A 26,205-nucleotide genomic window follows, 5' to 3' on the forward strand; every position below is an offset into this window, starting at 1 on the left:
AGTAACTATGGGATTACACGGGGACTGCCTCAGAGGTTGTTTGAAAAGTATTTGGCTGTGATTTTAGGCACTTAGAGATCCCCCCTAGCCCCCCTTTTTAAGGGGGGAACCGGAATTAAAGTCCCCCTTTTTAAGGGGGATTTAGGGGGATCTGAAATGTCTTGCTACCAACGAGAGGACTTTTCAAACATCCTCTCAGATGTGAATCTTACTTCATCTTTTGTCGCTAAAGTTGATATCTTGGGTAAATCTCAATTTCAAAGCATTTCAAAGCTCAATAATCTGGTTAATGCAGATTTAAAAGCATCGATTACAAATCTGAGTAAAAAAGAAAGTAGAGACGTAGTATTGCTACGTCTCTACAAAGGTTTTAGTGAATGCATAATTAATTTCACCGTTTAATAGTTTTCACGAAAAAAGGTAAAGGTTTAAAGTTTTGTCCCCAAGTGGTGCAACCTAGTTTTCCCCATTCCCGATTCCCAATTCCCTTTCATTCCATATCCTTTTGCTGAAACATTCCCATCAATTTATGTTTTCGAGCATGGGTTTGCATCAAGTTTTCCCGATAATTTAACCAGTCAGCTTTCTTCCCAGACTCCAAGTAGGCAGCGCGGACTTTTTTTAACCATTCAACTGCATAGTAATAGTATTCGGCTTTACCTCCATCCATAATTTTTTCGGCACGACTACGCGCATTAGCAATCACCCAAGTAGGATTGTGAGGGATAGCAGCATTCATAACTCGATTAATCAACTCTGAATAATCAGAACTGAGTTCACTAGCGATCGCAATTGCATCATCAATTAGCCCCTCATGCAAGAATATATCTACTTTGGCTGATTCTGTTCCCCAACCACTATAAGTACGGACAATTCTCAGCAAGTCTGTTTTAACTGTTTCCCAGTTTTCCCCAGCCAATTCTGCCATCTTTTCGTAGTCAACAAAGGAGGGCTTGACTTGAAAAGCCGCCTTGATTGCTAATAAAGCAGCTTCACTATTACCCAACTCAACAGCTAAATCACTTGTCCAAATTCCTAATTCGTACTGACAATTACCCGGTAAATTTAATCCACTCTGGGCTATATCTAGTGCTTGCTGTAATGCCTCCTGAACGCTAAGTGTTTTCGCTAAGGCAAAAGCCTCTTCCATTGAGTTCATCTGGGTTTGAGCAGCATCAATTGCTTCTTCTACCCTGCCCAAACGCCCCAACATTGTCAGATACTGCTGGGTTTGCCCTTCTGCTTCTGCTAAATACAGGTATTCTTGATAACGTTCCTGACCTTCGAGAATTTTTAGCCGAATTAGTGCCAAATCATCTGCATAGTCTGGTACGTCTTCTTCCCAAGCTCCCCTGTCGGTAATATTACCTTGAAGAACTTGGACTAAGGGCGGATAATCCCAACCTTGGCGTAAAGCTTCCATAACTAGGCCAAAATCAGCATTCCACTCATCTTGCCAAGCTTCCAAATTTATTTGAATATCAACTTTTTCTTCTGGGGTGAGTTCAGCAGTAAGAATTGCTTCACACCAAGCCTGATTTAATTCCCCGACAATTTCATCATTCTCAGCGCCGTAATCGGCAATATCGTCCCAATTTTCCACACAAGTAAAGGTAATCGCCTCTAAAATTGCGATCGCATTTTCACCTTCTCCCCGTTCGCTAAAATCTACCGCAGTTTGCACCACACTCAGTAAATCTTCGGCAATCGGATCTTGTTCACACCCCTCCTCAAAGAAGCGCACAGCATCCCGAATAATCTGCCGGACTTGTCGCCGAATGGGAGCCGGATCAATAGTCAGGCGGCGCACAGGTCTTATGGTTGTTGGCTCAACAATTGGATGCGTCATCCAACCTACATGACGATCAATCGCCTCAATTAGTGGTGGGTATTCTTTTACCAACTCTTGCAGCAGCCTTTGAGTTTGGATACGATCCAAGCGTTCGAGTAGTTGTTCTAAGCTAGGGCGCTGCTCAATATATTCTGAGTTCCGCGCACAGACGAGCATCGTCGCTACAATGTGTTTGCACCAACCGTCAAAATCGTAGGCACAGGTGCAGTTTGCTGAGGTTAACCCACTGCTATCGAAACTTAGATTGACATGATAAGGTCTTGCTTCGGTGCCTGCAACTTCAGCCTGAAGGATATGACCTCGTTGGGTAACAGCATGAACAGCACCAGCCTCATAGTATGCCTCGCCGCGTTGGAAAGATTTGGCGTTGGCATGACGGCGGATAGTAAATTCAGTAATTTGGGGAATAGACATCGAGCGATCGCCTGTGTAAATCCTCTGGATCAATCCTAAATCCAGCTTAGGTGTTAGGCGATGGTGCTGTAAAGTCATTGGGAATTGGGGATTGGGAACTCAGAACTTCGACCTCTGAACTCGGAACTTCGACCTTTGAACTCGGAACTTCGACCTCTGAACTCGGAACTTCGACCTTTAAACTCGGAACTTCGACCTTTAAACTCGGAACTTCGACCTTTAAACTCGGAACTTCGACCTCTGAACTCGGAACTTCGACCTCTGAACTCAGAACTTCGACCTCTGAACTCGAAACTTCGACCTCTGAACTCAGAACTTCGACCTCTGAACTCAGAACTTCGACCTCTGAACTCGAAACTTCGACCTCTGAACACAAAGCATCAAGCTTAGAACTTACTATTCCCAATCCCTAATCCCCAATTCCCCATTCCTCAATTCCCCATTCCCCATTCCCTCTAAAAAAAATAAGTATCTAGATTTGACTATAATTACTGAAAACATCCATCTTTTCGCCCGAAGTCAGTGAATCATAATTAAAGCTAGCAACACCCGAACGTTAAATCAGAAAATGGTTATCAGGCGGATGGTAGAGGATTTAAATCAGGTGGCAGTTTCCAGTGTTCACTGATAACTGTGTGCTAGGGGCTTAAACCCAGCAACAAAACTGATTGCTGATAACTGATAACTGTTAAAGGGGTTGCGCTGATTGTCGGTCAAGTTGAGAATAAATAGGCGAAACAGACGGGGAACCTAACGTGAGTCAAGGATTTGATTACGATTTAGTCATTATCGGCGCTGGTGTAGGTGGACATGGCGCAGCCTTACACGCCGTAAGTTGTGGTTTAAAAACAGCGATTATTGAAGCTGCTGATATGGGAGGAACCTGTGTTAATCGGGGTTGTATTCCTTCTAAAGCGCTGCTGGCGGCATCTGGGCGGGTGCGGGAGTTACGCGATGCCCACCACCTCAAATCGCTGGGAATTCAAATTGGTAGCGTGGAATTCGATCGCCAAGCGATCGCTAATCATGCTAATAATCTCGTCTCAAAAATTCAAGGGGACTTAACCAACAGTCTCAAACGTCTAGGAGTCGATATTATCAAGGGTTGGGGAAAAATCGCTGGGGCGCAAAAAGTCTCTGTAACCGGAGACGGTGGCGAAAAAATCATCACAGCCAAAGACATCATCCTTTCCCCTGGTTCAATTCCTTTTGTGCCTCCAGGGATTGAAGTAGATGGCAAAACTGTCTTTACCAGCGACCAAGGTGTAAAGTTGGAGTCGTTACCAGACTGGATAGCCATTATTGGTAGTGGTTACATTGGCTTGGAATTTTCTGATGTTTACTCAGCTTTGGGTTGTGAAATCACCTTGATTGAAGCCCTAGATCAGTTAATGCCAGGATTTGACCGCGATATTGCCAAACTTGCCGAACGGGTGCTGATTACTTCCCGCGATATTGAAACGAAAGTCGGAATATACGCCAAAAAAGTCACCCCTGGTTCACCAGTGGTAATTGAGTTAGCAGATTTCAAAACCAAAGAAGATGTAGATGTCATCGAAGTAGATGCTTGCTTGGTGGCTACAGGACGCATCCCGGCAACCAAAAATCTTGGTTTGGAATCTGTGGGTATAGAACTCGATCGGCGGAATTTTATCCCAGTTAACGATCGCATGGCAGTACTATCAGCAGGTGAAGTAGTACCAAATGTGTGGGCAATTGGCGATGGGAATGGGAAGATGATGTTAGCACATGCGGCTTCTGCTCAAGGCATCATCGCGGTAGAAAATATAGTTGGGAGGGAAAGAATAGTAGACTATCGTAGCATTCCCGCAGCAGCTTTTACCCACCCAGAAGTCAGCTATGTAGGTTTAACAGAAACCGCAGCCAAGGAATTAGGACAAACCGAAGGGTTTGAAATCGCCACAAGTCGGAGTTACTTCAAAGGGAATTCCAAAGCGTTGGCAGAAAATGAAGCCGACGGTATTGCCAAAGTGATATATCGCAAAGACACAGGAGAAGTCTTAGGCGTTCACATTTTCGGGCTGCACGCCTCAGACTTAATTCATGAAGCGTCAGCCGCGATCGCAAACCGTCAATCTGTCCAAAGCCTCGCACATCTAGTTCACGCCCACCCGACACTCTCCGAAGTCTTGGAAGAAGCTTATAAACGAGCCGTAATTTAGGGAGTGGGGACTGGGTATTGGGTATTGGGGTTAAGGGAGAGGTGACAGGTGATAGGGAATAATCTGTACCCTGTAACCTGCAACCCAGTCCCCATTCCCCATTCCCCACTCCCCAGTCCCCAGTCCCCATTCCCCAGTCCCCATTCCCCAGTCCCCATTCCCCAGTCCCCATTCCCCAGTCCCCATTCCCCATTCCCCATTCCCCAGTCCCCAGTCCCCAGTCCCCATTCCCCAATTTATGCAAATCCGTCGTCGTTCCCCTAACCCAGCTATTGATGTATCAATATTGCGTTACCAGGCTGCCGTGCCTGATTCAGCGCCAAAAAACATCTTGGAAGAAATTGTCTGGCAGAAAGAACTAGAATATGACGTAATGCGGGAAAAAGTTCCTTTACAAGAATTGCGAAAGCAGGTACTCACTGCGCCGCCAACCCGTGATTTTGTCGCCGCTTTGCGCCAAGGTAAGACAAAACCAGCATTGATTGCCGAAGTAAAAAAAGCTTCACCAAGTAAAGGTGTTTTCCGAGAAGATTTTGACCCAGTAGCGATCGCCCAATCTTATCAACAAGGCAAAGCTACTTGTCTCTCGGTGCTAACCGATGTCAAGTTCTTTCAAGGTAGTTTTGACAACTTAGCCAAGGTTCGGGCTGCCGTAGATTTGCCCTTATTATGCAAAGAATTTATCATTTATGCTTACCAGATATACTTAGCGCGGATTCACGGTGCAGATGCTATTTTATTGATTGCGGCTATCCTGGGCGATCAAGATTTGAAATACTTCCTGAAAATTGCTAACAACCTGAAAATGGCAGCCTTGATTGAAGTCCATAGCTTGGCAGAACTTGACCGGGTGTTAGCCTTGGATGGGGTCTCCTTAGTAGGAATCAATAATCGCAATTTGGAAGATTTCTCTGTTGACCTCCAAACTACTTGCGAACTTTTAGCAGCAAGAGGTAGCCAATTGCAGGAGAAAAATATCCTTGTTGTCAGCGAGTCAGGACTACACAAGCCAGATGATTTGAGCTTAGTGCTTACAGCAGGTGCATCTGCTGTACTCATTGGAGAATCTTTGGTAAAACAACCAGATCCCGGTGCTGCGATCGCGAGTATATTACCAAGGAATTTATGAAAAAATACTTTCCCTGTACCTCTTAGCGCTCTTTTATTACTTTGAAAAAATAAAATATTTGTAGGTTGGGTTGAACATTCGTGTTACCCAACAGAAGCAGGGATAATTGGCGTTGGGTTTCGTTCCTCAACCCAACCTACCCATAGATTTATAGAAAATAGTGACAACAAAGGTTTCTGATTTTTATCTCCTGAGAGTCATAAAAGAGCGTTAGTGCAGGGCAACTAATAGGGCATACTATGCGTAGACACGCAGCACTTTGCTATCTACTCTTATCGATATCTTTGCCAAATCTTCATCACTAATCAAATCAAAGCCATAAGCAACAAGTTATTTCTTATGTAAGAATTTATTTACAAGAGATTAAATTTGACTAATACAAAATTCAAAATATGAAATCCAAATTGAACTTCATGGAGCAAATTCCTCTGCCTTCACCTATTCACTACGAACTTATACTTCAATTGTTAGAAAGACAAACTATGTTAGCAGTAAATGATAATCCAGATTTACGACATCAGGTAAATCAACTAATTATTACTCTCCGTAAAGCTGCGGTACAACAAAAACGACTAGAAGAAATTTGCGAATTTTCCTCTGTGGCTGTCGATCATCGTTGGTCAATCAACCATCATAACGGTAGCAAAGTTGTTGCCCCCGATTAAACCTAATAACTTGATATTTAAACCTCAAATTTTGCATCTTCGTTAAGATATATTACTATTATCAGGAAATGTCTCTGTGTATTGAACAAGATAGTACTAAAAGCTTCCACCGCACTTGCTTGACTCAAATGCACAATTTGGGGTATCATTTAAAATGACTGTACTTATAAAAATTTTTCTACCTTGCAAGAATTTCTACAGATGCTAGATGAGGATTTGAAATCGATAGTCTTAATAATCAGATTTTAGTTGATATAAATTTTACTTGATTGAGCTATTTACCTAAAGTTATACATAGTTATTTTTCCTTCAAATCCTAACTTTTTATAAACTAAATATTAAGTAGGGTGTGTTAGGCGCTTTGATCGCATTTGTGTGAAAAACCATCTGGAAATATTCATCTAACAAATACACCCTACAATAATTTTATTTTTACCAGACTTATGTAAAAAAGTTCTGAAGTAGCGGTAATTCGTGAATTAACGCTACGACAAATCAGGTTTTTGAGAGAATTTTGCGTAAGTCATATTTATTTTATAAATAACCTCTTAGAGATTTTTTTAGTAAAATAGATAGTTACTTATTATCTAAAGTATTTTAAAAAGTATTTTAATCTAGCCATGTATACATCCAAGTTATAAGCTTTTATTAGAGGCAATTCATGAATTGCCTCTATCGAGATTATTACAGCCAAGCTACTCTCACAAAAAATTATTTCTTAGTAATTATCCACACTGCATGAATAATTCCAGGAATGTAACCAAAAAGCGTCAATACTATATTAATCCAAAAATCTATGCCAAAACCTACTTGTAAAAAAACTCCCAAAGGCGGTACGAAAATGGCACACAAAACCCGAACTAAATCCATTTAAACCTCCTATTCATATTCCCAAAAATAGCTTGTTGGGTAACTTATTTACCACTGGTCAAGCATATTTGTACCTCTCAAAGATAACATTCCCTTCCTCAATCGAGGTCACGATTAAGATGCGGGAAACCGCACTCAATATTAGCCACCGCTAATTTTGGCTTTATAACCTAGCTTGGTCAAAATCTCGACAATTTTCTGCTTGTGTTCGCCCTGAATTTCAATTTCGTTATCCTTAAGTGTCCCACCCGTCCCACACTGGGTTTTCAACTGCTTCACCAAATCTGCCAAGGTTTCTGGTTTAGCTTGAAAACCGCTAATCACTGTGACAGTTTTACCTTTGCGTCCTTTGCGGGAAGCTTGTACTTTAAGATTTTGTTGCTGTGGGGGTAGTTCTAGAATTGGTCTTTCTGTGGCGGCGGAGTTGTCGTTGCCAAATTCACGGTAGATAAAGCTTTTGTCAGAAGATTTAGAATTGGAAGAAGACATAAAATAAATGTTTAAGAAAAGTTTCAGAGGCAGTGGAAACTTCTACGCAACCATTCTGCTGGGATATCAACTTCTAGCCTAACATTACAAATCCACTGCAAGGGATTGGGCATTGGGCATTGGGCATTGGGCATGATTATTTCTTCCTCCCCCATTCCTCATTCCCCACTCCCTAGATATACCCAGATATGTCCCAGACTTTTCTATAATAATTAAGTTATTTCCGTCATCAAAAACAGCCTGTGACTACTACTCCCCTCTCTCCATCAACCGCTCAGGTTCCCGATTCGCTAGGTCGCTTTGGACGCTTCGGCGGTAAGTATGTACCCGAAACCCTGATGCCTGCGCTTGCTGAATTAGAAACAGCTTATCAGCAATACCGCAATGACCCCGGTTTTCAAGCAGAATTACAGCAGCTGTTACGGGATTATGTGGGACGCGCCACACCATTGTATTTCGCTGAACGCCTGACTACTCATTATGCCCGGCCCGATCGCACGGGGCCACAAATTTATTTAAAGCGCGAAGATTTAAATCATACTGGCGCTCACAAAATCAATAATGCCCTTGGTCAGGTATTGTTAGCGAAACGCATGGGTAAGCAACGGATTATTGCCGAAACTGGTGCTGGACAACACGGAGTTGCTACAGCCACAGTTTGCGCTCGTTTTGGGCTGGAATGCGTAATTTACATGGGTGTTCATGATATGGAACGCCAATCTTTAAATGTCTTCAGAATGCGGTTAATGGGGGCAGAAGTGCGTCCGGTGGAAGCGGGAACTGGAACCCTGAAAGATGCCACTTCTGAAGCAATCCGCGACTGGGTGACAAATGTGGAAACAACTCATTACATCCTGGGTTCGGTAGCAGGCCCCCATCCTTACCCGATGATGGTACGTGATTTCCATGCAGTAATTGGACAAGAAACTCGCGCCCAAGCAATTGAAAAGTGGGGTACACTGCCTGATATTCTCTTGGCTTGTGTTGGTGGTGGTTCCAATGCGATGGGACTATTCTATGAGTTTATTAATGAGTCTTCTATCCGGTTCATTGGAATTGAAGCAGCCGGAGAAGGTGTTAATACCGAAAAACACGCAGCAACATTGACAAAAGGGCGAATTGGTGTGTTGCACGGAGCAATGAGCTATCTATTACAAGATGAAGATGGGCAAATCATTGAGGCGCACTCAATTAGTGCGGGGTTAGATTATCCCGGTGTGGGGCCAGAACATAGCTATTTGAAAGATACTGGTCGCGCCGAATATTATAGTGTGACGGATGCAGAGGCAATGGCTGCATTTGGGCGATTGTCAAAATTGGAAGGGATTATCCCAGCATTAGAAACAGCCCATGCGATCGCATATCTCGAAACCTTATGTCCTCAACTCAGCGGCAACCCCCGAATTGTAATTAACTGCTCTGGACGCGGTGATAAAGATGTACAAACGGTAGCTAAGTTATTAGATCCAGCGTAAATCTACGTAAAATATTTGGGAGGAAGCAATGATGGCTCAACAATTCCAACACGCTATGCTACCGCAACCCACTCACGACGAGTTGGCACGCCAAAACTTTGTCCAAAGTCTGAAAATTCACATTTTTAGGAATCTCATTCCTGGCAATAAAGTAGTTTATGAAAAACTAGCCAAGCCAAAGTTTGAACAAGAACATCAGCGTCCTCCCCAAAATCGTCACGAAATTCGGGAAGTAATGCAGCATGAACCCTACTACCGATGGACTAGTGCCCTCAAGCGCATCAACCAGGAAATATTATGGGATGCTGTAAATACCACTGTTGAAAGACAACTGCCAGAGTTGATTGAGCGTGCCAAAGATCGGGGTGGTGAACTGGGTACTTTAACCCTCGACCCAAATTGTCAAATACCTAATCATCAAAAGGCTGTAGATATTCACTGTATGCCTGGAGGATATCACAGTGAATTTACTGCTGACGATCTAGCTGCCGGCGCAACCTACGATCGCGGCGTTTACGTTTATGGTCTAGGTTGGTTGGGGCCGCTTAACAATGATATGGGGCTATCTATAGTCCAAAATTATCTGCTACCAGAATATCCAGACTTTCGACCGAGAAAAATTCTTGATATGGGATGTTCTATTGGTAATAGCACATTACCCTACGTAGATGCTTATCCAGATGCAGAAATCCATGCCATTGATATAGGCGCACCCATGCTGCGTTATGCTCATGCAAGAGCCGAAGCCTTGGGCAAACGGGTACACTTCTCCCAGCAAAATGCCGAACATACTAACTTTCCAGATGAATCATTTGACTTAGTGGTTTCTCACATCTTGCTGCATGAAATTCCCCCGCCAGTTGTCCGTAAAGTTATGCAAGAATCTTATCGTCTACTGGCTCCCGGTGGAATCATGCTCCATCTGGAAGCACCTCTGTATCGTCACATGGATCTGTATGCACAATTCATGTTTGATTGGGAAACTGCTAACAACAACGAACCCTTCTGGAGTGCTGTACGCGATCTGGATTTGGTGAAGCTAGCTACTGAGGCTGGTTTTTCAGCAGATAAGACATTCGAGAAATTTGTCCCCAATGGGGCATGGAAAGCAAAAATAGCTAATGGTAATTCAGGCAACCAAGGCACTTGGTTTGTGGTTACAGCAAGGAAGTAAACACTAATTTGTAATTCGTAATGACGTACACACAAGTCATCGAATTAATTACCCAAAACAAAAGAAAAACCTCACCCTCTCAAGAAAGGACATCCCTCTCCGATACTTTGGAGAGGGACAGGTTTTACTACGTAAAACCAGGGTGAGGTTTCTTAGGGGCGTATTGCATCCAAGCAAGAAGCGGTATAACGTAATTGAGAAACTCAGGTTTTATTTGGGTTTCCTCATTTTGGATGTGTAGTCTTATTTTTGGATAATTGGGATTAGGATGATCAAAACAGCCAAGGGTAAACGACCTGTTTACCTAGAAAATCCGCAAATCGATAAATTGTTAGCGATCGTTATGGCTTTGACTGGTGAGGTATCAGTGCTGCATGAGCGTCTGGACACCATTGAACGGTTGCTAGAGGCTAAAGATATTTTATCGCCTACTGAAATTGAAGCTTACCAGCCGGATGCCAAGGTAATTAAGGAGCGGGAAGAGTGGCGGGGGGAATATATTACGCGGGTGTTGCGTGTGGTGCAAGAAGAGTTAGAAACCCTCAAGGAAAGCTAGTCACACAGAGGTTTTGGGAGAAAAATTGATGCTATTTATATTAAGATTTATGCAAAACTAGACGCTGTAGGGGCAATTCATGGAGACGCATTCGCCGAGCGGCTCCGCTCCTGACTTCTTCTTCAATATTTGCATAAGCCTTATATATCAAAACAATCATGCTAATGGTAGAGGGAAATTTTTTATAAATAGTACGATTTTTTCATAAGATTGTGATATTTAAACGTTTGCTGGTAGTTTTTGAACATAAAACCGCCATAAAGAAAGGTATATAGACTTATAAGCAATTTGTCACATTGACATTAGTTTGGTTAGATTGTCTGGAACTTTACTTTCAGCAAATGATTAGAACAAGCATCTACGGACTTGTAAGTACTATTGTTCTCAGTAGTGGAGCGATCGCTACTCCTGTAAGAAATCCAAATTTTACACCAGTGCCATCAAACATATCAAAGAATACTTTCGATATTGCAGTATCTAGCGTCAACACTGCTGATCTAGAACAATCGGTTTTCACCCAAATTAATGACTACAGAGCTTCCCAAGGGCTACCAACGCTGACTCGTAATGCTGCCATCGATAATCAAGCCAGGATTCACAGTCAGCAAATGGCTAATGGGGAAGTTCCTTTTGGACATACAGGATTTTCAGAACGTATTCAAGCAATCGGTATTTATTACAGAGCGGCTGGTGAAAATGTCGCTTACAACCAGGGATATAGCGACCCTGCTACGACAGCCGTTCAAGGCTGGCTCAAAAGTCCAGGGCATCTAGCCAATATCAAAGGCAATTATGATAAAACGGGGATTGGTATTGCTGCCACTAATACAGGCAAAGTCTACTTCACACAAATTTTTCTTCGCTGATAGGTTTAGCAAAATTTAGATTTTTTCTGAAATTCCCCAGATTTATGTCTGTTGACAAAGCTGTTGTTAGATGTTAAAAAATGTAGTTTAAATGAAATTTTTTTATTGAATACTACATCATTTTTTAGTAATTCATAAAAATCGTCAATTCTCAGCAAAAATCAGCATAATTTTATGAAGCTGAACTATTGAAATATTGACAATTGGAAAAGATTATTTGTACTTCCTGTAAAGGATGTAGGCAAATCGCCGAAATTCATCAATACTTAATAGTATCGTGGTATATATCTTCAAAACAATAAGTTAGAGTAGAAGTCTTATTATCTCTAAACATTACGCAATTCTTCATGTTCCGACAAACTGCTTTTGGCATCGCTTTAAGTGCGCTTGTCCTTGCTAGTGGATTAACGGCTGTTCCGATACCAAATCATCCTTCTCCGAATACATCCACCCCTAATAAGCTGTTGTCGCTTTTTTCGAGTCAGGTTGCGATATCGACTCCTACTTTTAAAACTACTGAACTGGAAAAATCAGTTTTTGAGCAAATTAATCGATATCGGGCTTCTAAAGGACTGTCAAAGTTGACCCTAAATGCAAATATTACTAGACAGGCAAGAATTCATAGTCAAAATATGGCTAAGGGGAAAACCCCATTTAGCCATCAGGGATTTGAAAAGCGAGTCAAAGCTATCCCTCTTCGCTACAACAGTGCGGCGGAAAATGTTGCTTTCAACCGAGGATATAGCAACCCTGTGGAGGAAGCTGTTACTGGTTGGATTAACAGTCCGGGACATCTAAAGAATCTGAAAGGAAATTACAATCTTACTGGAATTGGCGTTGCTACTAATAATCAAGGCGAAGTTTACCTGACACAAATTTTTTTTCGTGCTAGGTAGATTTAATTTCTGGTTTTTGCACAATAATAATGTAGTGTCTGACAAAACTTTTATCTGCTGGACACTGCTATTATTTTTAGACAATTCATGACATTACAAGATTTTCAGGTGAGCGATCGCGATCTCAGTGACGCAGCCGTTGGACAGTATTTAGAATCGAGTGCGATCGCAGTTGACACAGAAACTATGGGATTATTGCCACAGCGCGATCGCTTGTGTCTTGTCCAACTGTGCAACCTAGAGGGGAAAGTCACTGCAATCCGCATAGCCAAAGCACAAGCTGAAGCTCCCAACTTAAAAAAACTCTTGGAAGCGGCGAATGTTGTAAAAGTGTTTCACTTTGCGCGATTTGACCTGGCTACTTTGCGGGCTAATCTGGGGATTCAGGTTAACCCTGTTTTTTGCACCAAAATTGCTAGTAAGTTAGCTCGTACTTACACAAATCGCCACGGACTCAAAGACGTGGTGCAAGAGTTAGAAAAAGTGGAACTGGATAAAAGCTCTCAAAGTTCTGATTGGGGTAACTCTATTAGCTTATCTGAAGCTCAACTTAGTTATGCTGCCAATGATGTGCGCTACTTACTTAGTGTGCAACAAAAATTAACAGAAATGCTCAAACGAGAAGAACGTTGGAAAATTGCTCAAGAATGTTTTGAATTTTTGCCTACTATAGTTTCCTTAGATTTATTGCAATTTAAGGATTTGTTTGAACATTAATTAATCAAACAGTTAATCTCTTTTAAATAGTGGGTTGGGCATTGCAAGATAGATTTTCATCTGGGTGCATCCCAGTTTTTATGCTTCGATTAAATAATAAAATTTGAAATGCGATGTATTGCGAGGCAGAAAGCAATTCGAGTCATTGCGATCACTACCCTTCTCCTGATAGAGACGCAACGCGAACATTTTCCGAACGTCCTTCCTCCTCTCTACCAGACGCTGTTCGCGTTCGTAATGACGAAAGATTGTTAGATTTTGCAAAAGTTATTGCTGCTGGAGGACAAGATTACAAGACAATCGAAATTAGACCTCTTGAAAAATCTTTTAAGATTTCCTAGCCTTTCACTACAAGCAAAGGGGCAGGACTTTGATGTAATATCTAAGGTATAGTGGGATTTTATTCTTAATTTATGCAAGAGGTCTATCGCTAATTTTATAAGTTTGCCTAAGAGGATGTTTAAAAAGTCCTCTTGTTGGTATCAAAAGTTTTAGATACCTCTAAATCCCCCGATAAATTGGGGGATTTAGATTCCGGGTTAGTCGCTGTTTAAGGGGGTTCTGAAAGTGCCTATAGTAATAGTCAAACACTTTTAAAACAACCTCTAAGAGCCAACATTGGAATCATCTCTGTCTAGAGAATTTTTAGCTTCATTAATGCCTTCTTTGAGATTGCTAGCTCTCTCTTGAGCGCCTTCCTTGAGGTTACTAGCTCCCTCTTGAATACTTTCTTTGAGGTTACTAGCTCCTTCTTGAATACTTTCTTTGAGGTTACTAGCTCCTTGCTTAATGGCTTCCGTCGCGCTAGTACCTCCCTTTGGCTGATTTTCTTGGTGATTTTTTAACCGATCTACAACATTGTAGTCATCTGCACCTGGGGGAGTTTTTGATTCAACAATCCCTTCTGTTGGCCCACCTATAGCCTTCCATGCGGCTAAACCACCTTTGAGTTGAGATACATGCTCAAATCCATTGGAACGCAGCTGTTGTGCAGCTTGGGCAGTTTCTTCTTCATTAGCGCCATAAAGGTAAATATCACGGCTTTTATCCAAAGAAGCTACTGCACGCTGTACCAATTCATCTATTGGCATGGGCATTGCTCCCATAATGTGACCTTCGTTGAAGGTGTTGCGATCGCGTATATCGAGGATTGTAAAAGCTGGTTCGCCCCATTCTAGACGAGATTTCAGCACATGAGCATCAGATTGTGCTTCTATTGGTGGCTGTGGGGGAATGATGCCGCCAACTAAATTATTAACCATAATTATCTCTCTCGTGACGATATTAATAGCAATCTAACGGACTAGATATATTTAATTGCTCTTTCTCTGGGATGAATTTATTCAAAGTCTCTCTTGGGATAGAGTACCTAATTAAAATATTTTCTACCATTTAATCCATTGCAAATACAGTCAAATTAGACTATGAGAAGGGATTTTCATCTATATTGATTACTAATAAAATATTTTAATTTTCTATTTGGGATATTTTAATTATTAATTATTTAAATATTTTCTAAATAATAAGTTTTCTCCTAAGTTATTAAAGTGGTGTAGCGGTTCTCAGTTGAGTGAGGTACAAGAACCCAACCCCCTCCTCGCTTGCGGGGAGGGGCTATGATGTAACTCATCTGATTAAGAAACGCTATATCTAAAATAGATTAGAAGTTAGTATGCGTTCAGCTATTATTACTGGAATTACATAGATTTTTAATATCTGCGAACGCTAACAATAATGTTTATTCAATCTCTTGCCGCACTATTAGAGTTACACAAGCGAGAATATTGACGAAATCTACCACCAATCTTTTCACATTGTAATATTTTTGGAGCAATTCTTTTTGCTGTTCATTAAATTGCCAATCATAACCAATATAACGATATTTAATTAGTATATCTTTTAACTGTTTACCCCAGGCTTTACCCTTCGCTTGCCACCATTCTCTAGATTTATCTGGATTGTTATCTATTTTTCAAAACAAGAGCGGAAAACTGACTCGTCTGCAAAAAATTTTGAACCTGGTTAAAATGTAATATCTAAAGCTATTGCTAATTTAGGCTGACTCCAATTTTTGTCTGTTAAAGCTGTTTTTGCTGCCCTAATACCTTTTGGTGATGCTCTTAGTTCTTGGCTTGTCACAGTCTCAGGCTGAAATTTGTAGTATAGTATATGCTTAAAAAGGTAGCTACATGTAAATGCGCACTGAGTAAATTTTCGTAGTTCCTCTTCAGGGGCAGATACCCATTGGTTAAAGTAGGGCTGGGTAGAATCTGATTGGCTTATGGCTTGGTTTGTAAGCTTTTATGGATAGCTAATTAATCAGGGAGTGTGTTGCTTTTCCAAAGTTATAGCAACTGCCGTCATGTCTGGTGTTTATCTAAACTATTTGTGCTTGTAGAAATGGTCTTCAATTACACTTATTTTAAGGATGTACAAAAGTCGATAATTATACAATTCAAATTGAAACTTATACAAATATAATACAATAGTTATACATTTTATAAGCATTGCGATGACTGAAATTTTTATAAAGTTCATGGAAAATTAATTGTATACAAGTACTACAGTAGCGATCGGACTCATCAGATACGCGCGCGCGTGAATCCACTCTCAACAGAAACACGTAAAGCAATACTGGCGCAACAGCGAATCGCCCAATCTACAATAGGCAGCATTATGGTTATGATTACCGCTACTACTCCTAAAATTCTGATTGTTGATGACGACTTCGGTGTGAGAAATCTCGTCCATCGTTTTTTGAGTCGGAAATATCAAATAGAGGCGGCAGCAGATGGTAAGACTGCATTATCGATGTTTGAGCAATTCAATCCAGCTTTAGTAATTCTGGATTGGAATTTGCCAGATGTTAATGGTTATAGCCTCTGCCAAGAAATGCAGAGTCGGACTAATGTTTTAGTGCTGATACTGACTAGTAGGACTGATGAGGCTGATAAAATTAAAATCTTGAGTGCAGGGGCTGATGATTTCATGACTAAACCATTTAGTCTTGCAGAAGTAGAACTTAGAATAGAAGCTCTTTTGAGGCGGATACGCTACATAAACCCCTCACCAACACAACGGATCATTTTCAAGCAGCTAGTAATTAACCCAGAGGGTAGGGAGGTAACACTTAACGATAAGCCTCTAGCTTTAACAGCGCTGGAATTTAATATTTTACATTTTTTAGCAAGTCATCCTAATCAGGCTTGGAGTCGTCCACAGTTAATCCAAAAAATCTGGGGTTGCGACTACGTAGGAGATGGCCGGGTGGTTGATGTGCATATTGGTCAGCTTCGCAAGAAGATGGAAGTCGATCCTAGCGTACCAGAGTTTATTAAAACTGTGCGGGGCTATGGTTACAAGTTTGAAGCACCCGATGAGATTACTAATTCGTAATTCGTAATGACGCTCTCTACGAGACGCTAAAAGCGAACGCGGACTCGCTTTCTCGTGTCGCTAACGTAATTCGTAATTCGTAATTAATGAGTACTTGCACCGTTAGTAAATACCATTACTTTAGACACCTTAAAGTCACAGAAGAGAAAGTGTACTCACTGCGGATTGTACTTTCGAGAGTCAGATGTACTGGAGATTGACCAGATTATCCCCAAAATTTTGGGAGACAAAGACAAGTACAAAAATCTTCAGATATTACACAAACACTGCCACGATGAAAAAACAATTGAAGATGGTTCAGTTGCGAAGTACACATGACTTTGTGCCGAATCATTGAGGAGCCGTGTGAAGCGAAAGTTTCATGCACGGTTTTGAAGACCAACGGGGTTGGTGACAACCTCGTTGAGTTTACTAGTGTCAAAATAACATTAATCATCCCCAGCGATCGCTCAAACTGTTTGCTGGGGATTTCTTTTTTTCTACTGCCAAACGTAGATGAGGATAAACAAAATAATCCAGATAATATCGACGAAGTGCCAGAACAGTGAGGTTGCATTCACACCGAAGTGACCTGTATCGTAGTTGCCAGGGATAAAAGAACGTACCAAAATAATTGACTGCAACAGAATGCCGGTGAAAACGTGCAAACCGTGGAAACCTGTTAGCAGGTAAAACGTCCCACCAAAGACCCCTGTGGTGAAGCCAAACTCCAGGTGGCTCCACTCAATCGCCTGTCCAACCAAAAAGTAAGTACCCATCGCCATTGTTGTCAACAGAAATAGGCGAAATTTCATTAAATCATGGCGTTGCAGGGCGCGTTCTGCTAAGTAAATTACAAAGCTACTGGTGACAAGAATTATCGTGTTGATTGTCGGATCTTTTACTTCTAGCCCCGAAACACCAGCTGGTAGCCAGTTAGGAGTTGTTGTTTTGTAGATTGCATATCCAGCGAAAAAACTCAAGAAAATGACGCTTTCAGATAGTAAAAAGACAATGAAGCCAAACATCTTGTTGCCTTCTTCGTCGTGGGTATGTTCTGCGCTTGCGTGGTGCGATTCATCTGAATTGATATAACTGTCCATTTTGGTTTTAACTTGGGGGTTGAATTTTAAGCGCAGAGAAACGCAGAGAGTTTCTGCGTACTTCTGCGTTAATCTGGGTTGTGGCTGGAAAGATTAGCTGTCAACGGTTCCGATTTGCCGTAGCCGTAGGGTTCAGAGATAATAATGGGGATTTCTTCAAAGTTTTCTACTGGTGGTGGTGAAGAAACCATCCACTCTAATCCAATTGCCCGCCAAGGATTATCAGGTGCTTTCTCACCTTGCATCCAAGAAATTACCATGTTGAAGATGAAGGGCAAGGTGGACATTCCTAAGAGAAACCCGCCCAAGCTAGCGATGACATTCCAGAATTGATACTCTGGGGCATAAGATGCAACTCGGCGTAACATCCCTTGCAATCCCAAGGGATGCATGGGCAAAAAGTTGAGGTTAGTACCGATGAAGGCTAACCAGAAGTGGATTTTCCCCCAGCTTTCGGAGTACATCCGCCCAGTCATTTTGGGGAACCAGTGATAGATGGCAGCATATAAGCCCATCGTCACAGTTCCGTAAAGGACATAGTGGAAGTGACCCACTACAAAATAGGTATTGTTAACGTGGACATCAACCGGCACGGAGGAAAGCATGATGCCTGTAATGCCGGCGAAGACAAACATGATTAATCCACCAAGGGCAAACAGCATGGGCGTATTTAGCCGCAATTTACCGCCCCAAATCGTTGCTACCCAAGCAAATACTTTAATTCCTGTGGGGACAGATACAAACATCGTCGTCAGCATGAAAATCAACCGCATCCAGCCTGGTGTACCACTGACGTACATGTGGTGTACCCAAACGATACCACTGACGATCGCAATCAAAATCGATGAAACGGCAACTACTTTATAACCAAATAAGGGTTTACGTGAATAAACTGGGAAGATTTCTGAGAAAATCCCGAAGATGGGCAAAATAATCACGTAAACGGCAGGGTGGGAGTAGAACCAGAAGTAATGCTCAAACATAACTGGATTCCCACCCTTGGCAGGGTCGAAAAATGCGGTACCAACCGTGAGGTCGAGTAGCAGCATCACAGCGCCGGCGGTCAATGCAGGTAATCCAAATAGTTGGATAATTTGGGCGCTAAATACTGCCCAGACAAACAAGGGCATTCTGAAGAAACCCATGCCTGGGGCGCGCATCTTGACGATGGTGGTGACAAAGTTTACTGCCCCCATAATTGAGGATACGCCGGATATTGCCACCGCCAACAGCCAGATAACTTGACCATTAATTAAGTTACCTGTGGGATTCTGGAGACTAACTGGTGGATAAGACCACCAACCCGCTTGGGCTGGGCCACCAGGAACCAAAAAGCTTCCCATCAGCAGAACTCCGACTACTGGCACCATCCAAAAGGCGACGGCGTTGAGGCGGGGAAATGCCATATCTCGCGCCCCAATCATTAGGGGTACTAAATAGTTAGCAAAACCAACTAGTGAGGGAAATGTCCACAAAAACAGCATCACAGTGCCGTGCATGGTGAACATACCGTTGTAGACGGTGCGATCGAGTAAATCTGATTCGGGTGTTAACAGTTCTCCCCGAATCACCATCGCAAAGATGCCGCCGACGAGGAAGAAGAAGAAGGAGGTAACGAGATACTGGATACCGATTACCTTGTGGTCGGTACTAAAACTGAAGTATTCTTTCCAGTTATTCGGAGATTCGTGGTTAGGCTTCTCATCAGGGAGAAGCATACCTTCAATAGGAACATTAGTCATGGTTATTTTCCTTTCAACCAGGTGAATTGACTAGAGGAGGTGCAGCAGGTGGAACTGTAACCCAACCAGTTTGGACTGATTGATTGGATGTTTGGGCATACTCAGAAGCCGCCTGATTTTTTGCTGGAGATGGCTTTTGGGTTGCAATTTTAGCCAGCCACTGCTGATAATCTTCAGGAGATTCGACGATTACATTCGCTTGCATCGTCGCAAAGTATGTACCGCTATATTGGGAATCGGTCAAGCTGTATTTGCCGGGGCGGATGGGAGTAAATTCAAAGTCGATGGCATGATTGGGAATAATATCCTGCTTGAGGCGAAATGCAGGTATATAGAAGCCGTGGAGAACATCTTGCGATTTTAATGCTAAACGTATCCGGCGATCGCTAGGTAAATGCAATTCGGTACTCGTAACATCTCTTTCTGGATAATGAAACACCCACGCCCATTGTTTAGCTAGTACGTCAATTTTCTCTACAGGTTCACCTAAGGCTGGTGCATCTTTTGCTTCGGCATAAGCCGATTCCATTCCCAATGGATTATGCAGATGAACTATTTCTGATGGGCCTTGAATTCCCATTTTTTCGTAAACTTGGTAGCTGTAGCTTGCAATCCACAAAACTAAGAAAATTGGAATTGCTGTCCAAACAACTTCTAAGGTGATATTACCTTCAATTGCAGGGCCATCAGTAAAGTCATCTTTGACTGCCCGATGGAAGATCACAGAATACATTAGAGTACTTGTTACTCCCAAGAAGATGAAAGCACCAAGAGTTACTAAGAAGCTAATCAAATCATCAATTAGTACGGATTCGGCTGCCGCTTGGGGGGGAAGCCAGGAGTAAGACTGCTTGCCGATCCACAGACTGATCACAGTCACTGCGATCGCGCCTGTAAGCAGCGTCAAAATATTTAAAATCTTCTGGATGTTCATCATTGGTCATTGGGCATTGGTCATTGGGCATTGGGCATTGGTCATTGGGCATTAATCAAAGGACAAATGACAAATGACAATTGAATTATTTGAGTGTCGTGTTGAGGTCTTGGTGCGATCGCAGCAAATTATCTGCTGTATTGTGTACGCCAAATTCGGCGGCTAGTTGCGCTCCTAGTGTGCCGTGGATGTACAGAATGAACATGATTGCTATGCCTGCGAACAGGTATAACCACTGCACTTCTCTATCTGACTGTTTATATTCTTGTCTGCCCCAAACGGAGCGCTGCCATCCTCTCCAGATGGTCATGCCAACAATCAACGCTAATAAGAACACACCACCCACACCATGCCAGATCATGGTTTGCATTGCCTGCAATCCCCAGGCACTTTTCATATCAGCTGGTGGTGTTGCCAACAGCATTTCATAAAAGCCTGCTGCCACCGTGAAAAATGTAATGGTGCTGGCAGCTAGCATGTTGTACCAGCCAACATCAAAGAAATTCTGACGTTCCACGGTAATTGCCAAAAATTTGAAGACCCATTTTTGGAAGGGGAACAGAACACCAACGATATCAAAGGTTATCCCAATAATGAACAAACCTATTGTCAGATGGACTAAGTTGGGATGAATGGGAATGGTGTAAGGTAATCCGTTTGCGCCAAGAGAGCCGGTCAATTGGTCAATTAATTCTGAGTTCATCGCAACAGACCATCCTTTACTGCTTCCACAACTGGTACGGTATGCAATCCATACACCCAAACAAGCTCATCTCCGAGATATACTTGTAAGCCAACTATTAGGGTTAAAAATAGTCCGGCTCCCAAATAATAAATTGGCAATTTTTGCGGGTTGCGAGCACGAATTACATAGCGCCAAGCTGTAAGCGCCGTGATGATTCCCGAAAGCGACCAACCAATCAGTGTATGAAAATTCAGCACCGATTTGGCTAGGCTGTAAGGTTGTGCTAAACCCGCTTCAAACTGACCAAAAACGATCGCAACAAAGATGGCGATGGTGGCAACCAACATATTCCACCAACTCACCTCAAAAAGACTGGATTTACCAGTAAAATAGCCAACTACATCGCAGAAAAACGAAAACAATACCATCGCAATTACGAAGTGGACAACGATGGGATGAACCGTATCTGGATAGGGTAAATTGTGGTCATTCAATGATGTAAAATACTCAAGCATTGTATTCTCCTGGACATATCTACCGCACCGTGGGCAATCAATTTTGGATTTTAGATTTATTCCGCCTCTGACGAGATATAAACCAGAAGACCCTAATCTCAAATCGCTAGTTAAACTTCCATGATTGATGGATAATCACTAATCTCATCACAAGTATCCATCCATAATTGACCGGAATATGTTCAATATGTGCGCGGTGCAATACCCTTAATCATGTCTTAGCTTTTTGCAGCTAAATCTCGTGAGCTTACCTACAGGGAATAATTGTGATTGTGATTAATTTCCTCATGCCAATAGTCTGTAACAGCAATTCTTGGTGGAGCTAAAAAAATTGCTGTTGTTTATTGATTTGCTTAACCTATCTTTTAGCTTAAGTAAATTTTTATGAATTGTCAAAACAATAATAATTTAAATTTTAAAAGTTAGTTATTTAACTGAAAAGTATTTCTATAATGTAGCGATCCTGGCATTTGATTAAGATTAAAAAGCCCCTAAATACAATATTTTTCTGTCAAGTATTTCACAATGATAAAATCTTTAATTGTAATGCTTTTGACAAAAATATATAATTTTGAATAGTTGGTATAAATGCAAATCAAGGTAAGTAGCCTTAGCAAAGGTCATTCATGGCTATACAGACAAAACCCACCGACCTCGGTTTCAAATTCATTGAGTTTGTGTGCAAAATAAACTGCGAACTCTAAGCGCCAGGTATATTTGCAAAGGTGAGATGCTTCCTGTGAGGACTAAACAAGTGTTGTTTAAAATTGTGGTGATTGGTACTTCTTTAGGCGGATTATCAGCATTAAAAATTATCTTGGGGAATTTACCAGCAGACTTTATAGTGCCGATCGCGATCGTGCAACACCGTCACAAGGAATCTAACAACACACTCCAGGAGTTATTGCAAGAATCCACTTCATTACCGATTCGAGAAGTAGAAGATAAAGACGAAATCCTGCCAGGACATATCTATCTAGCTCCAGCAGATTATCACTTATTGGTTGAGCCAGGTCACTTTGCTCTTTCCACTGATGAGCCAGTTTCTTATGCCAGACCATCTATTGATGTGTTATTTGAGTCAGCAGCCGATGTCTACACTGAACAAGTTATTGGTGTAATATTGACAGGGGCAAATCAAGATGGTATGCAAGGTCTTAAGAAAATAAAAGCGCGGGGAGGAATAACTATCGTACAAGAACCTGCCACAGCTGAGAGCGATATTATGCCAGAAGCAGCAATTTCTGCTGTTACAGTAGACTGGATTTTGACACTCTCAAACATTGCTTCCCAAATGGTCAAGCTTTGTCACTCATTACGGAAATAAGCCCATGCAGATGGAAGCCAAAGTAAACATCCTCCTTGTGGATGATAAACTAGAAAATTTGCTAGCACTAGAAGCAATCCTAGAAAAACTAGGAGAGAATTTGGTGAGAGCTACTTCTGGGGAAGAAGCTTTGAGATGTCTGCTGCATCAAGACTTTGCAGTGATTTTGCTAGATGTGCAAATGCCAGGGATGGATGGTTTTGAAACTGCTACCTTAATTCGGAATCGGGGGCGATCGCGTCACACCCCAATTATCTTTCTTACCGCCTTTAGTACCAGCGACCAAATGCTATTTAAAGGCTATGCCTTGGGTGCAGTTGATTATTTGCTTAAACCATTAGACCCCAACATTTTGACTTCCAAAGTCACAGTATTCGTAGAACTATTTAAGAAAACAGAAGCAGTCAAGCAACAAGCAGCGCAACTAGTAGCCGTCAATGCCGAACTCAGGCAAAGTGAAGAACGATTGCGATCGCTAAGTACTTGTTCACCCGTCGGCATTTTTGAAATTGATACTGAAGGAGGATGTAGATATACAAATCCTCGCTATCAAATAATTTGTGGCTTAAAACCAGCAGAAAGTTTACAAAAAATCTGGTTAGAATCAGTTCATCCAGAAGATAGAGAACGAGCAGTTGCCAGTTGGTCTAACTACATTTGTGAAGGTGGTGACTATTCTGAAGAGTTTCGCTTTCAAACTGTTCATGGCATCGTTCGTTGGGTTCAGGTTCGCTCATCACCAATGCTTTCCAGTCAAGGAGAATTGCTGGGATATGTAGGCACTCTCGAAGATATTACCGAACGCAAGCAAGCAGAAGAAGTCCGCGCTCAAGTAATTCGAGAACAGACGGCAAGACAAGAAGCAGAAGCAGCAAACCGGATGAAAGATGAGTTTCTTGCCGTTCTCTCCCACGAACTCCGCACACCTCTAACCTCAATGCTGGGCTGGTCAAAAATTCTCCGCTCTAAGAAACTTGATGAAAAAGCCACTTCTCGCGCCCTAGAGGCCATTGAACGCAATGCTATATCTCAAATGCAACTAATTGAAGATATCTTAGATGTATCTCGGATTATCCGTGGACAGTTGCGGTTAAATGTGTCTGCGGTAAATCTTATCTCAGTCATGGAGGCAGCCTTAGAAGCAGTGCGTCCCCTAGCAGAGCCAAAAGAGATTCAATTAACTACTGTCTTAGATACTTCAGTCGGTTCAGTTTATGGCGATCCAGCCCGGTTACAACAAATAGTATGGAATCTACTAACTAATGGGATTAAGTTTACCCCCAAGGGCGGCAGGGTAGAAGTGCATTTGTCAGTAGTCTCTGGTGAAGAACAACAAACAACTCAACAATACGCTCAAATTCAAGTTATTGATACAGGTATTGGCATCAGTTCGGAGTTTTTACCGAAAGTATTCGACCGTTTCCGGCAAGCAGACAGCACCACAACGCGATCGCACAATGGACTAGGATTAGGACTAGCGATCGTCCGTCATTTAGTCGAACTTCACAAGGGTACAATCTTTGCCCACAGTTTAGGCAGTGGACAGGGAGCAACCTTTACTGTGAATCTCCCCCTACTACAAAATAGGGCGAATAGGGTAAATAGAGAAACCACAGGAGAAATTTCTTCTGTAGTTTCGACACCCCTTGCTGGATTAAGGGTTTTAGTTGTAGATGATGAAGCAGATACCCGTAACTTTCTCAGTTTTATGTTTGAGGAGTATGGAGCTTTTGCCACTGCGGTAGCATCAGTTGATGAAGCCTTAGCAATACTTCAACAAGCAAAAACAGATGTCCTAATTAGCGACATCGGTATGTCAGAGCAAGATGGTTATACGCTAATTAGGAAACTGCGCTCTTTAGAACCAGAAAGAGGTGGATGTATCCCAGCGATCGCTTTGACAGCGTACACGCGAGAAGAAGACCGTTTAGAAGCGCTTTCAGCAGGGTTTCAGCAGCATTTATCTAAGCCAATTGACCCTACTAAATTGATTGCTATGGTTGCCAGTGTATTAAAACTACCTATGGAAGTTTTAGTTAGTTAGGAGAGACGCGATGAATCGCGTCTGTACATGAGTTGGGAGCGTCAAAAGAGGCAAGGGAGCAGGGGGCAGGGAGCAGGGAGAAAAATACCAATTCCCAATTCCCAATTCCCAATTCCCAATTCCCAATTCCCAATTCCCAATTCCCAATTCAAGAAGAAGTTACAGCATGTTTTTTCAATTCGTCTAGAGAAACCGCTTCCAAAGCTCTAGCATGGGTTGCAGAGAGCATGACAGGTGGAGCAACGCCAGCTTCGAGGGCTTCTTGCCAGCGAGAAGCACACAAACACCAGCGATCGCCAGGCTTCAATCCAGGAAAATTAAAATCAGGAGCAGGTGTACTTAAATCGTTCCCCCGCGATTTGGTGAACTCTAAAAATTCTAAGGTTACTTCGGCACATACGACGTGCGACCCGAAATCCTGACCACCTGTGCGACAAAAACCGTCGCGGTAAAACCCAGTCACGGGAGAAGTGCAGCACGATTCTAAGTCTCCACCGATTACATTTTTAGCTTCTATCATTGTTAATTTATTGCACTTGATTTTTTTACTCCGATATAAGCCTATATTGACACTTTCCTAGTTGAATAAAACTCGCTATTTTTGATTTGGAATTCTAGAATCAACTCAATATTAAGCTGCCAATCTTACGGTTATTAGGAATAGTGGAATATTTCAGTAAAAGTTCTAATAAAAACCCCTGGTAGTTAGCCAGGGGTAATGCAAGTCAGTACTTTTTCGCATGGAATGTATCCTACTCAAATACCATAGCAACCGTCTTATTTATAGATATGCCATTTTGCCAAACAAAAAAAGCCCCCGTAGTAAGCTGAGGGTTAATTTTTTTGGAATAGCGGTAATCTACAAAGCTATTCTTCCCAGATCGGTAGGCAATAGAATCACATGTTCACATATATTGTCATGTCATACAAAAAATAACTTCAGCGTATCTTAGCTCGTTGCTGACATTTAAATAAGAAAAACTAATAGGTTCTATCAGCTTTCCAAAAGTGAGAAACTTGATTAAAAAATGTAAAGCATTGTAAAGTGTATTCACAGGCAAAGACAAACCGAGCCTGATTCATAAATAACTAACCGCAATTATAAAACCATGACAGCAACCATCCAACGCCGCGAAAGCGCCAACGTATGGGATCGATTCTGTGAGTGGATCACCAGCACCAACAACCGGATTT

The 26,205-nt window shown here is 42.0% G+C and carries 28 protein-coding genes and 1 pseudogene; 15 read left to right on the forward strand and 14 right to left on the reverse strand.

Translation table 11 applies throughout. From position 1 onward, the window contains the following. Nucleotides 1-156 precede the first annotated feature (156 nt). A complete protein-coding gene (locus V7K38_RS13510) occupies nucleotides 157-402 on the forward strand; it encodes a hypothetical protein (RefSeq protein WP_334858461.1) in 246 nt (81 codons plus the stop codon). 88 nt (nucleotides 403-490) lie between these two features. On the opposite strand, the gene V7K38_RS13515 is transcribed toward V7K38_RS13510, so the two are convergent. Beyond that, nucleotides 491-2,266 carry an SWIM zinc finger family protein gene (locus tag V7K38_RS13515; protein ID WP_334858497.1) on the reverse strand — a complete coding sequence of 592 codons (1,776 nt, stop codon included), beginning with the start codon at nucleotides 2,264-2,266 and terminating at the stop codon, nucleotides 491-493. 46 nt (nucleotides 2,267-2,312) lie between these two features. Further along, nucleotides 2,313-2,672, reverse strand: a complete 360-nt coding sequence (locus tag V7K38_RS13520) for a hypothetical protein (protein ID WP_334858463.1) — start codon at nucleotides 2,670-2,672, stop codon at nucleotides 2,313-2,315. A 349-nt stretch (nucleotides 2,673-3,021) separates the two neighbouring features. Here V7K38_RS13520 and lpdA point away from each other — a divergent pair, with 349 nt between their 5' ends. Beyond that, nucleotides 3,022-4,449, forward strand: a complete 1,428-nt coding sequence (lpdA, locus tag V7K38_RS13525) for a dihydrolipoyl dehydrogenase (RefSeq protein ID WP_334858465.1) — start codon at nucleotides 3,022-3,024, stop codon at nucleotides 4,447-4,449. A 30-nt stretch (nucleotides 4,450-4,479) separates the two neighbouring features. Here the strand turns inward: lpdA and V7K38_RS13530 are convergent, their stop codons facing one another. Next, a complete protein-coding gene (locus V7K38_RS13530) occupies nucleotides 4,480-4,677 on the reverse strand; it encodes a hypothetical protein (RefSeq protein WP_334858467.1) in 198 nt (65 codons plus the stop codon). Nucleotides 4,678-4,687: 10 nt separating this feature from the next. On the opposite strand from V7K38_RS13530, the gene trpC reads away from it, so the two are divergent. Then, nucleotides 4,688-5,578, forward strand: coding sequence for an indole-3-glycerol phosphate synthase TrpC (trpC, locus tag V7K38_RS13535; protein ID WP_334858469.1), 891 nt, complete (start codon nucleotides 4,688-4,690; stop codon nucleotides 5,576-5,578). Between the two features lie 413 nt (nucleotides 5,579-5,991). Next, entirely contained in the window at nucleotides 5,992-6,243 is a 252-nt protein-coding gene (locus V7K38_RS13540) for a DUF5340 domain-containing protein (RefSeq protein WP_334858500.1), read from the forward strand. A gap of 711 nt (nucleotides 6,244-6,954) precedes the next feature. On the opposite strand, the gene V7K38_RS13545 is transcribed toward V7K38_RS13540, so the two are convergent. The 3 genes from V7K38_RS13545 to V7K38_RS13555 form a co-directional block, all read right to left on the reverse strand. Then, nucleotides 6,955-7,113: a YqaE/Pmp3 family membrane protein gene (locus V7K38_RS13545; protein WP_334858470.1), complete on the reverse strand. Its 159-nt coding sequence runs from the start codon at nucleotides 7,111-7,113 to the stop codon at nucleotides 6,955-6,957. Between the two features lie 141 nt (nucleotides 7,114-7,254). Further along, nucleotides 7,255-7,602, reverse strand: coding sequence for a translation initiation factor (locus V7K38_RS13550; RefSeq protein ID WP_334858472.1), 348 nt, complete (start codon nucleotides 7,600-7,602; stop codon nucleotides 7,255-7,257). 23 nt (nucleotides 7,603-7,625) lie between these two features. Next, nucleotides 7,626-7,757 (reverse strand): hypothetical protein, encoded by a 132-nt coding sequence (locus V7K38_RS13555; protein WP_334858473.1) that lies wholly within the window; start codon nucleotides 7,755-7,757, stop codon nucleotides 7,626-7,628. Nucleotides 7,758-7,844: 87 nt separating this feature from the next. Between V7K38_RS13555 and trpB the strand changes: the two genes are divergently transcribed. The 7 genes from trpB (at nucleotide 7,845) to V7K38_RS13590 (ending at nucleotide 13,627) form a co-directional block, all read left to right on the forward strand. After that, complete coding sequence (gene trpB, locus V7K38_RS13560; protein ID WP_334858475.1) at nucleotides 7,845-9,077, forward strand: tryptophan synthase subunit beta; 1,233 nt, start codon at nucleotides 7,845-7,847, stop codon at nucleotides 9,075-9,077. A 28-nt stretch (nucleotides 9,078-9,105) separates the two neighbouring features. After that, nucleotides 9,106-10,251 carry a class I SAM-dependent methyltransferase gene (locus V7K38_RS13565; protein WP_334858477.1) on the forward strand — a complete coding sequence of 382 codons (1,146 nt, stop codon included), beginning with the start codon at nucleotides 9,106-9,108 and terminating at the stop codon, nucleotides 10,249-10,251. A 268-nt stretch (nucleotides 10,252-10,519) separates the two neighbouring features. Continuing rightward, complete coding sequence (locus V7K38_RS13570) at nucleotides 10,520-10,807, forward strand: hypothetical protein (protein WP_334858478.1); 288 nt, start codon at nucleotides 10,520-10,522, stop codon at nucleotides 10,805-10,807. Nucleotides 10,808-11,148: 341 nt separating this feature from the next. Next, nucleotides 11,149-11,673: a CAP domain-containing protein gene (locus V7K38_RS13575; protein WP_334858503.1), complete on the forward strand. Its 525-nt coding sequence runs from the start codon at nucleotides 11,149-11,151 to the stop codon at nucleotides 11,671-11,673. 347 nt (nucleotides 11,674-12,020) lie between these two features. Next, complete coding sequence (locus V7K38_RS13580) at nucleotides 12,021-12,569, forward strand: CAP domain-containing protein (protein ID WP_334858479.1); 549 nt, start codon at nucleotides 12,021-12,023, stop codon at nucleotides 12,567-12,569. Nucleotides 12,570-12,656: 87 nt separating this feature from the next. Continuing rightward, nucleotides 12,657-13,286 (forward strand): ribonuclease H-like domain-containing protein, encoded by a 630-nt coding sequence (locus tag V7K38_RS13585; protein ID WP_334858480.1) that lies wholly within the window; start codon nucleotides 12,657-12,659, stop codon nucleotides 13,284-13,286. Between the two features lie 113 nt (nucleotides 13,287-13,399). Beyond that, the gene (locus V7K38_RS13590) at nucleotides 13,400-13,627 is read left to right on the forward strand and encodes a hypothetical protein (protein WP_334858481.1); all 228 of its coding nucleotides are present in this window, start codon (nucleotides 13,400-13,402) and stop codon (nucleotides 13,625-13,627) included. A 474-nt stretch (nucleotides 13,628-14,101) separates the two neighbouring features. Here the strand turns inward: V7K38_RS13590 and V7K38_RS13595 are convergent. Together V7K38_RS13595 and V7K38_RS29670 are read right to left on the reverse strand one after the other, a co-directional pair. Continuing rightward, nucleotides 14,102-14,548, reverse strand: a pseudogene (locus V7K38_RS13595) (rhodanese-like domain-containing protein); the annotation flags it as partial. Nucleotides 14,549-15,024: 476 nt separating this feature from the next. After that, a complete protein-coding gene (locus V7K38_RS29670; RefSeq protein ID WP_442940769.1) occupies nucleotides 15,025-15,255 on the reverse strand; it encodes an NACHT C-terminal helical domain 2-containing protein in 231 nt (76 codons plus the stop codon). A gap of 707 nt (nucleotides 15,256-15,962) precedes the next feature. Between V7K38_RS29670 and V7K38_RS13600 the strand changes: the two genes are divergently transcribed. After that, nucleotides 15,963-16,682, forward strand: a complete 720-nt coding sequence (locus V7K38_RS13600) for a response regulator transcription factor (protein WP_334858482.1) — start codon at nucleotides 15,963-15,965, stop codon at nucleotides 16,680-16,682. A 165-nt stretch (nucleotides 16,683-16,847) separates the two neighbouring features. After that, complete coding sequence (locus tag V7K38_RS13605) at nucleotides 16,848-17,000, forward strand: HNH endonuclease (RefSeq protein WP_334858483.1); 153 nt, start codon at nucleotides 16,848-16,850, stop codon at nucleotides 16,998-17,000. A 161-nt stretch (nucleotides 17,001-17,161) separates the two neighbouring features. On the opposite strand, the gene V7K38_RS13610 is transcribed toward V7K38_RS13605, so the two are convergent. The 5 genes from V7K38_RS13610 to V7K38_RS13630 all read right to left on the reverse strand — a co-directional run bounded on the left by V7K38_RS13610 (nucleotide 17,162) and on the right by V7K38_RS13630 (nucleotide 21,640). Next, nucleotides 17,162-17,764 (reverse strand): cytochrome c oxidase subunit 3, encoded by a 603-nt coding sequence (locus V7K38_RS13610; RefSeq protein WP_334858484.1) that lies wholly within the window; start codon nucleotides 17,762-17,764, stop codon nucleotides 17,162-17,164. 68 nt (nucleotides 17,765-17,832) lie between these two features. After that, the gene (ctaD, locus tag V7K38_RS13615) at nucleotides 17,833-19,506 is read right to left on the reverse strand and encodes a cytochrome c oxidase subunit I (RefSeq protein WP_334858485.1); all 1,674 of its coding nucleotides are present in this window, start codon (nucleotides 19,504-19,506) and stop codon (nucleotides 17,833-17,835) included. A gap of 13 nt (nucleotides 19,507-19,519) precedes the next feature. Then, nucleotides 19,520-20,440, reverse strand: a complete 921-nt coding sequence (locus V7K38_RS13620; protein ID WP_334858504.1) for a cytochrome c oxidase subunit II — start codon at nucleotides 20,438-20,440, stop codon at nucleotides 19,520-19,522. An 85-nt stretch (nucleotides 20,441-20,525) separates the two neighbouring features. Beyond that, on the reverse strand, nucleotides 20,526-21,143 hold the full coding sequence (locus V7K38_RS13625; RefSeq protein ID WP_334858486.1) for a DUF2231 domain-containing protein: 618 nt from the start codon (nucleotides 21,141-21,143) through the stop codon (nucleotides 20,526-20,528). Then, nucleotides 21,140-21,640, reverse strand: coding sequence for a DUF2231 domain-containing protein (locus tag V7K38_RS13630; protein ID WP_334715343.1), 501 nt, complete (start codon nucleotides 21,638-21,640; stop codon nucleotides 21,140-21,142). The genes V7K38_RS13625 and V7K38_RS13630 overlap by 4 nt, the downstream gene beginning before the upstream one ends. 754 nt (nucleotides 21,641-22,394) lie before the next feature. Between V7K38_RS13630 and V7K38_RS13635 the strand changes: the two genes are divergently transcribed. Next, nucleotides 22,395-22,967 (forward strand): chemotaxis protein CheB, encoded by a 573-nt coding sequence (locus V7K38_RS13635; RefSeq protein ID WP_334858488.1) that lies wholly within the window; start codon nucleotides 22,395-22,397, stop codon nucleotides 22,965-22,967. Between the two features lie 4 nt (nucleotides 22,968-22,971). After that, a complete protein-coding gene (locus V7K38_RS13640; protein WP_334858489.1) occupies nucleotides 22,972-25,011 on the forward strand; it encodes a hybrid sensor histidine kinase/response regulator in 2,040 nt (679 codons plus the stop codon). Nucleotides 25,012-25,159: 148 nt separating this feature from the next. Here the strand turns inward: V7K38_RS13640 and V7K38_RS13645 are convergent, their stop codons facing one another. Then, nucleotides 25,160-25,531, reverse strand: coding sequence for a DUF2237 family protein (locus tag V7K38_RS13645; protein WP_334858490.1), 372 nt, complete (start codon nucleotides 25,529-25,531; stop codon nucleotides 25,160-25,162). Nucleotides 25,532-26,205: the final 674 nt, after the last annotated feature.

It is taken from the genome of Nostoc sp., from assembly GCF_036917465.1.
Classification (GTDB): Bacteria; Cyanobacteriota; Cyanobacteriia; order Cyanobacteriales; family Nostocaceae; genus Nostoc.